The sequence below is a fragment of the Methylobacterium sp. NPDC097929 genome (assembly GCF_049543375.1).
GTDB lineage: Bacteria > Pseudomonadota > Alphaproteobacteria > Rhizobiales > Beijerinckiaceae > Methylobacterium.
Genome location: NZ_JBMVEP010000001.1, coordinates 1,709,418 through 1,715,417, shown reverse-complemented (window position 1 = coordinate 1,715,417; position 6,000 = coordinate 1,709,418). Strand labels below are relative to the sequence as shown.

The window sequence follows — 6,000 nt, the reverse complement described above, 5'->3', positions numbered from 1 at the left end:
TCACCCCACTGCGCGTCTGACAGCATCACGCCTCCTCACCGGAAAACGAGAAAACGCCAGATCTCGCAGTCCGTTCACGCGACGACAGGCCCTAGTCGGCGACCTCAAGATACCGAAGTTGGCAGCGACGAAGGTTGTGGCAAAAGAGATGTCCGCGAAGCACGCTAAAAATCCCCCTCGTCCGCGTGTTCAGGTTGCCCTGACCGAAATTCAGGAAGAATTCCGTGCGCAACTCAAACTACTAAAGAAATCATGCGATGCCTACGACGCTGGCGACAGCGATGAATTCCGCCGAATTGCGCTTGCCATTCGCGTTCTTATCTATGACCACAGACAGTCGAAATCTGTCGTCGGCCAAATCGGGCTTAAGAGCATTCCATTCTTGTCGTTTAGTCCGCCGGTAAACCCAAGGAACTTGATGCCCTCGCATACGCTGGTAGGACTGAGCGTAAAATCAGATGGTGCAATATACTGGCCAATTTTAGATCATTTCCTGAAAATACCCCGATCTTGTTCTTTCAATGACTGGTGGAATGAGGAAGTATTCTGCTCTCCCGGCCGAGTCTCGATGGCACGATCTGGATTTATTCTCCATACCGCAAATCAGGCTGGGGGCGCTCACGTTGATCCACAAATTGACGAAGATTTTTACAAAATTGCGAAAGCAAATGAGGCCGGATGGATATCTAAGTATGGAGAGATTGAGAGACCGCTTTTAGACTTGGAAAAAGCCTGCGTCCGGCAAATTGGCTTTGAGGTCTATAATACACTTTTACCACAGTGGATAAGCATTCGCGGCAACCGCACATGCGAATGTGATAGCGGAAAAAAGTACCGATATTGCCATGGAAAAGGCTTGAGACCTTACCTCTAAAATATCGCGTATAGGCGTTATTACACAGTCTAGTCTGTCGGGAATACCTGAATATAATCCAATCGTCCGCAGTGCTTGGCAGATCATCTGACCCAACAGGCCGCGGTTTGAACTTCTGCAAGCCACAGCGGCCATTCAGAGCATCAAGCTGAAGGGTTTCAACCCCGGGCCCTCAGGCCGGCACGGCCGAGCCGGGCGGGGCCGCGTCGTGACCGGTGGGCGCGGGCGCCGACGAGCCGGGGGCCTCGGCGGCGTGGGCACCCTTGGCCTGGATCTCGATGAAGACGCGGGTGACGTTGAGGTTCAGCGCCTTGATGCGCCGCTCCAGCCGGGCGACCGTGCGCTCGACCTCGCCCGCGGGCACCTCGTCGGCGAAGTCGAGGCTCAGGTTCACCAGGATGTCGGAGGGGCCGAGATGCTGGGTCAGCACCTCGTTGACCGCCTGCACCGCCCGCTCCTCGCGCACCGCGTCCTGGATGGCGCGCACCACCTCCGGGTCCGCCGCCTCGCCGATCAGCAGGCCGTGGGTCTCGACCATCAGGAAGATCGACATGCCGATCAGCACGAGGCCGATGCCGATCGAGGCCCAGCCGTCGAGCACCGGCATGTCGAGCAGGTGCGCGAGCACGACGCCGGCCATGGCGATGACGAGGCCGATCAGCGCCGCCACGTCCTCCACGAGGATGGTGTAGAGCGCCGGGTCCTTGCTGCGCTGGATCGCGGTGATGGCGCCGCGCCGGCCCTTCTCGGCCCAGAACGCCTTGAGCGCGACGGCGCAGGAATAACCCTCTGCCAGGATCGCGAAGCCGAGGATCGAGACGTTCACCCAGAAGCCGGAGAGCTGGACCCCGAAGACGGTCGCGTCGGCGGCGGGCTCGGGATGCTCGATCTTGTGGGCGCCCTCGTAGATCGCGAAGGTGCCGCCGCCGAGGAAGATGAACAGAGCGACGATGAAGGCGTAGAAATAGACCTCGCGCCCGTAGCCGAAGGGATGCCGCGCGTCCGCCGGCCGCTTGGCCCGCTTCAGGCCGACCAGCAGCAGGATCTGGTTGGCGGTGTCGACCAGCGAGTGCGCGCCCTCCGCCAGCATCGCCGTCGAGCCGGTGAGAAAGGCGCCGACGAACTTCGCCGCCGCGATGGCGAGGTTGGCGCCCGCCGCCGTGTAGATCGCACCCGTGCTCTCGGCCATGTCCCGCTCTCCGCGGCGTCCACCGCCGTCACGGGCTCAACAACGCCGCCGCCTCGGCCGAGGTTGCCGCGTCGGTTGCCCGGGAGAATCGAGAGCCCGGCCGCGGTGGACGGAGCGGGGCCGCCCGTGCAACCTGCCGCCCGATTTGGGAGAAGCCGCGCGATGACGCCCTACGATCCGGACAACATCTTCGGAAAAATCCTGCGCGGGAAGATTCCCGCCCACACGGTCTACGAGGACGCGCACACGCTGGCCTTCATGGACGTGATGCCCCAGGGCGAGGGCCACACCCTGGTGATCCCCAAGGCGCCGTCCCGCGGGCTGCTCGATGCCGAGCCGCAGACGCTCAGCGCCCTGATCGGCACGGTGCAGCGGGTCGGCCGCGCGGTGAAGACGGCCTTCGCGGCGGACGGGCTGAGCGTGTTCCAGTACAACGAGCCGGCCGGCGGGCAGACGGTGTTCCACCTGCACGTCCACCTCGTGCCGCGGCACGAGGGCGTGCCGCTCAAGCGCCACGAGGGCGGCATGGCCGACAACGCGGTGCTCGCCGAGCATGCCGCGCGCATCCGCGCGGCGCTGGACGAGGCCTGACCGGACGGCTCGACCCCTCATATCGTCTCCGGTCCATCGCCTCGGCCTTCCTCTCCGTCATCGCGAGGCGGAGCCGAAGCGACCCGGAGCGCGACGGGTCCGGAAGGGACGGAGCCCTGGATTGCTTTCGGCTTCGCCTCGCAAGGACGAGAGAAGAGACCGAAGCGATCGAACGGAAATCGTATCAGGCGAGGGGCGGCGCTGCGGAGGCGGGCCGGGCGCCCATCGTGGCGAGGACGGAGCGCAGGGCCGCGTTCTCGGCCTCCAGCTCCGTGATCCGGCGCAGCAGCACGGCGAGCGACGGGTCCGCCGCCGCCGGAGCCGGCTCGGAGACGGGCTTCGACGCCTCCGAGAAGGCGACGCCGACCGCGTCGCCGCGGCGCCAGCGCAGGTTCGAGCGGAGCGTCAGCTCCTTCTGCGGGATGTAGAGGTCGAACACTTCCGGCAAGGTGTTGGTCTCGCTGAGCTCCAGCCGGGCGCCCATCTCCGAGAAGTCGCGGATCAGGCAGTCCATGCTGGACGCACCCTTGTTGAAGTGGATGCGTCCCTTGAGGAAGGTCCGCTTGCGGACCTCTTGGCGCTTCTCGCTGCTCATGACCGGCCTTCGTCCCGGATGGTTCCACCCGTGCTGACGGCCGTTCTCGCATGCCGGCCGTTAAGGAATGCTCGCCGGGATCGCGCTCAGGACCGGCCGGCCGTGCGATCCGCCGGGCGCTCGTCGAGGCACTGGAACAGGTAGAAGCCGTTGAAGCGCACCGCGGTGGCCGCGGCGCGGTCGTCGAAGCCGGGGGGAGGGCTGGCGCTGCCGTCGATCCGGCCGCCGAAGGTCCAGCGGCGGCCGCCGACGAAGCGCGGCACGGCGCAGCTCTCCGGCACCGCGCAGCAGAGCGCTTCCCGGCCACGGCGGTGGAACAGGTTGTAGCTTCGCATCGGACATCCTCCGCTTCGCCGCCCCGGCGGAGGAGCTAGCCCGACAATCGGTCGGGTTTGTGTCGAGCGGGCCGGCCCGGCCCCGATCCTGCTCCCGGAAGGGTCACGCCGGAGCGGGTGCGACGTCCGCCCGGCAATCCGGTTCCTCGGTCGGGGTCTCTCCCGCGTGGGTGGCGGCGAGGCGGACGGCGTGGTTGATCACCGCCATGTGGGTGAAGCCCTGGGGCAGGTTTCCGCGCTGCTCCCCGCTCCGCGCATCGATCTCCTCGGCGAACAGGCCGAGGTCGTTGCCCCGGGCGATCAGCCGCTCGAACAGCGGCGTGGCCTCCTCCATGCGGCCGGCCAGCGCGAGGCAGCCGACCCGCCAGAAGGCGCAGGCCGTGAAGGTCGCCTCCTCCCCCTCCAGGCCGTCGTCGAGCCGGTAGCGGTAGAGGAGGTCGCCCGCGCCGAGTTCCGCGCTCACCCGGTCGAGGGTCGCGGCCACCCGCGGGTCGCGGGGCTCGAAGGCCTTGAACAGCACGGCGCGCAAGACCGCCGCGTCGAGATCGTCCGAGTCGTAGGCCATGGTGTAGGCGCCGCGGGCCGCGTTCCAACCCCGCGCGTGGTACTCGGCGCGAATCTCCTGCGCCGCCCGCTCCCAGCCCGCGACCGTGTCCGGGTCGGCGAGCCGGTGCCGGGGATCGGCGCGGGCGATCTGCACGGCGCGGTCGAGCCCCACCCAGAGCATCGCCTTGGTGTGGAGGCTCTGGCGCTTGTCCGTGCGCAACTCCCAGAGGCCGTGATCGGGCGCGTGGCGAGAGCGGACGATGTGGCCGGTGAGGTGGGCGAGCGCCTCGGGCAGGTGGTCGTTGACCTTGACCGGCGGGTCGAACTCTACCGCCTCCAGATAGCCGTGCAGGGCCACCAGGAACTCACCGTAGATGTCGTACTGCTCCTGCTCCGCGGCGGCGTTGCCGATCAGCACGGGGCCCGTCCCGCGCCAGCCGCGCAGGTGATCGAGGGCTTCCTCGGCCGGCACCGCGCCGTCGAGGGCGTACATCAGGTGGAGTTCGCGGCCCCGGCTCGGGTCGGCCTCGCGCAGGAAGCGCAGGAACTCGGCCGCCTCCCGGTCGTAGCCGAGATTGACGAAGGCGGTGACGGTGAAGCTCGCGTCCCGCATCCAGACGTAGCGGTAATCGTAGTTGCGGTTGCCCGGCACCGCCTCCGGCAGCCCCGCGGTCGCCGCGGCGACGATGCCGCCCGAGACCCCGTGGGTGAGCAGCTTGAGGGTCAGCGCGCTGCGCAGCACCGTCTCCCGATACGGTCCCTCGTAGGTGCAGCGGCCCGACCATTCCTCCCAATAGGCCCGCGTCGCGGCAAGCGAAGCCTCGACCTCGCCGAGAAGATCCTCGCCGGCCTCGCCCGCGCCGTGGGCGATCACGAGGTCGGCGCGCTCCCCCCGCGCGAGAGCGAAGCGGCCCTCGGCCGCGCCGTCGCCGAGCGTGAGCGGCACGGCGCAGGCGGCGCGGATCGTGTCGCCCCCGCCGCGGAAGCGCACCCGGCCCTGGCCCTCTCCGCTCACCTCGCTCGGCGCGCGGGCGTAATCGAAGGTCGGGCGCAGGAGCCAGCGGCCGGAGACCTGCCCCGACACGCAGACGAGCCGGCGCACGACGCGGCCCCGGGCATCGCCGTCCGGCCCCTCCTCCGGCACCGTTTCGTGCGGGTGAAGCGGCATGACATCGGTGAGCACCGCCCGGCCGGTCTCGGTGGTGAAGGTCGTCTCGAGGATGTTGGTGCCGGGCAGGTAGCGCCGCGCGATGTCGGTGGTGCGCTCGAGGACGAGGCGGCAGGTGCCGCCCCGCTCGTCGTCGAGCAGCGCCAGGAACACGGCCGGGCCGTCGTGCCGGGGCCAGCAGAGCCAGTCGAGGGAACCGTCGCGGGCGATCAGCGCCGTGGTGCAGGTATCGCCGATCACGGCGTAGTCGGCGATGGGTCTGTCCGTCACGGTCGCTCCCGGTCGAGTCGCGCCGCGGCAACGCTCCGATACGGACGGGTGTTCGACCCTGCGACACCGGGGAACAGGCGGCGGGGCAGCCGGGACGGCCGCCCCGCCGGGCACAACGGGCGTTGCGGGCGACCGATCAGTAGCGGCGGGCGCTGCCGCGCATGAGCCGGCGCGGCTGCCCGGCGATCGGGCGGTAGGCGCGCCGCGTGCCGTAGCCGCCGGGGCGCCGGTAATTGCCGTTGTTGACCCCGGCCGAGCGGTCGTTGCCGGTGGCGCTCGCCGAGGGCGAGAGCCCGCTGCCCGAATTGCCGCCGGTGTCCTGCGCGGCGGCGGGGCCGGCGATCCCCAGGGTGAGCGCGGCGGCGAGCGCGATGAGGCCGCTGCGAAGCGGATGGTTCATGGGTTCGATCCTTCCAAGACGTTCAGCCCGAT

The 6,000-nt window shown here is 68.3% G+C and carries 7 protein-coding genes; 2 read left to right on the top strand and 5 right to left on the bottom strand.

Translation table 11 applies throughout. The features are described 5' to 3' along the window. The coding region (locus ACPCJR_RS08065) for a hypothetical protein (RefSeq protein ID WP_391511227.1) at nucleotides 1–874 on the top strand (874 nt) is incomplete at its 5' end. A gap of 172 nt (nucleotides 875–1,046) precedes the next feature. On the opposite strand, the gene ACPCJR_RS08060 is transcribed toward ACPCJR_RS08065, so the two are convergent. Continuing rightward, the gene (locus ACPCJR_RS08060; protein ID WP_391511228.1) at nucleotides 1,047–2,063 is read right to left on the bottom strand and encodes a cation diffusion facilitator family transporter; all 1,017 of its coding nucleotides are present in this window, start codon (nucleotides 2,061–2,063) and stop codon (nucleotides 1,047–1,049) included. Between the two features lie 162 nt (nucleotides 2,064–2,225). Between ACPCJR_RS08060 and ACPCJR_RS08055 the strand changes: the two genes are divergently transcribed. Next, nucleotides 2,226–2,654, top strand: coding sequence for an HIT family protein (locus tag ACPCJR_RS08055; RefSeq protein WP_391511229.1), 429 nt, complete (start codon nucleotides 2,226–2,228; stop codon nucleotides 2,652–2,654). 184 nt (nucleotides 2,655–2,838) lie between these two features. On the opposite strand, the gene ACPCJR_RS08050 is transcribed toward ACPCJR_RS08055, so the two are convergent. The 4 genes from ACPCJR_RS08050 to ACPCJR_RS08035 all read right to left on the bottom strand — a co-directional run bounded on the left by ACPCJR_RS08050 (nucleotide 2,839) and on the right by ACPCJR_RS08035 (nucleotide 5,968). After that, complete coding sequence (locus ACPCJR_RS08050; protein WP_391511230.1) at nucleotides 2,839–3,249, bottom strand: PilZ domain-containing protein; 411 nt, start codon at nucleotides 3,247–3,249, stop codon at nucleotides 2,839–2,841. An 86-nt stretch (nucleotides 3,250–3,335) separates the two neighbouring features. Then, on the bottom strand, nucleotides 3,336–3,584 hold the full coding sequence (locus ACPCJR_RS08045; RefSeq protein WP_391511231.1) for a hypothetical protein: 249 nt from the start codon (nucleotides 3,582–3,584) through the stop codon (nucleotides 3,336–3,338). A gap of 103 nt (nucleotides 3,585–3,687) precedes the next feature. Continuing rightward, nucleotides 3,688–5,568, bottom strand: a complete 1,881-nt coding sequence (locus ACPCJR_RS08040; protein ID WP_391511232.1) for a glycoside hydrolase family 15 protein — start codon at nucleotides 5,566–5,568, stop codon at nucleotides 3,688–3,690. Between the two features lie 136 nt (nucleotides 5,569–5,704). Further along, nucleotides 5,705–5,968, bottom strand: coding sequence for a hypothetical protein (locus tag ACPCJR_RS08035; RefSeq protein ID WP_391511233.1), 264 nt, complete (start codon nucleotides 5,966–5,968; stop codon nucleotides 5,705–5,707). Nucleotides 5,969–6,000 lie beyond the last annotated feature (32 nt).

Bases quoted from the DNA above. Each gene is read 5' to 3' on its own strand.
- ACPCJR_RS08050 (WP_391511230.1), bottom strand. From the start codon at position 3,249: ATGAGCAGCGAGAAGCGCCAAGAGGTCCGCAAGCGGACCTTCCTCAAG.
- ACPCJR_RS08035 (WP_391511233.1), bottom strand. From the start codon at position 5,968: ATGAACCATCCGCTTCGCAGCGGCCTCATCGCGCTCGCCGCCGCGCTC.
- ACPCJR_RS08055 (WP_391511229.1), top strand. From the start codon at position 2,226: ATGACGCCCTACGATCCGGACAACATCTTCGGAAAAATCCTGCGCGGG.
- ACPCJR_RS08060 (WP_391511228.1), bottom strand. From the start codon at position 2,063: ATGGCCGAGAGCACGGGTGCGATCTACACGGCGGCGGGCGCCAACCTC.
- ACPCJR_RS08045 (WP_391511231.1), bottom strand. From the start codon at position 3,584: ATGCGAAGCTACAACCTGTTCCACCGCCGTGGCCGGGAAGCGCTCTGC.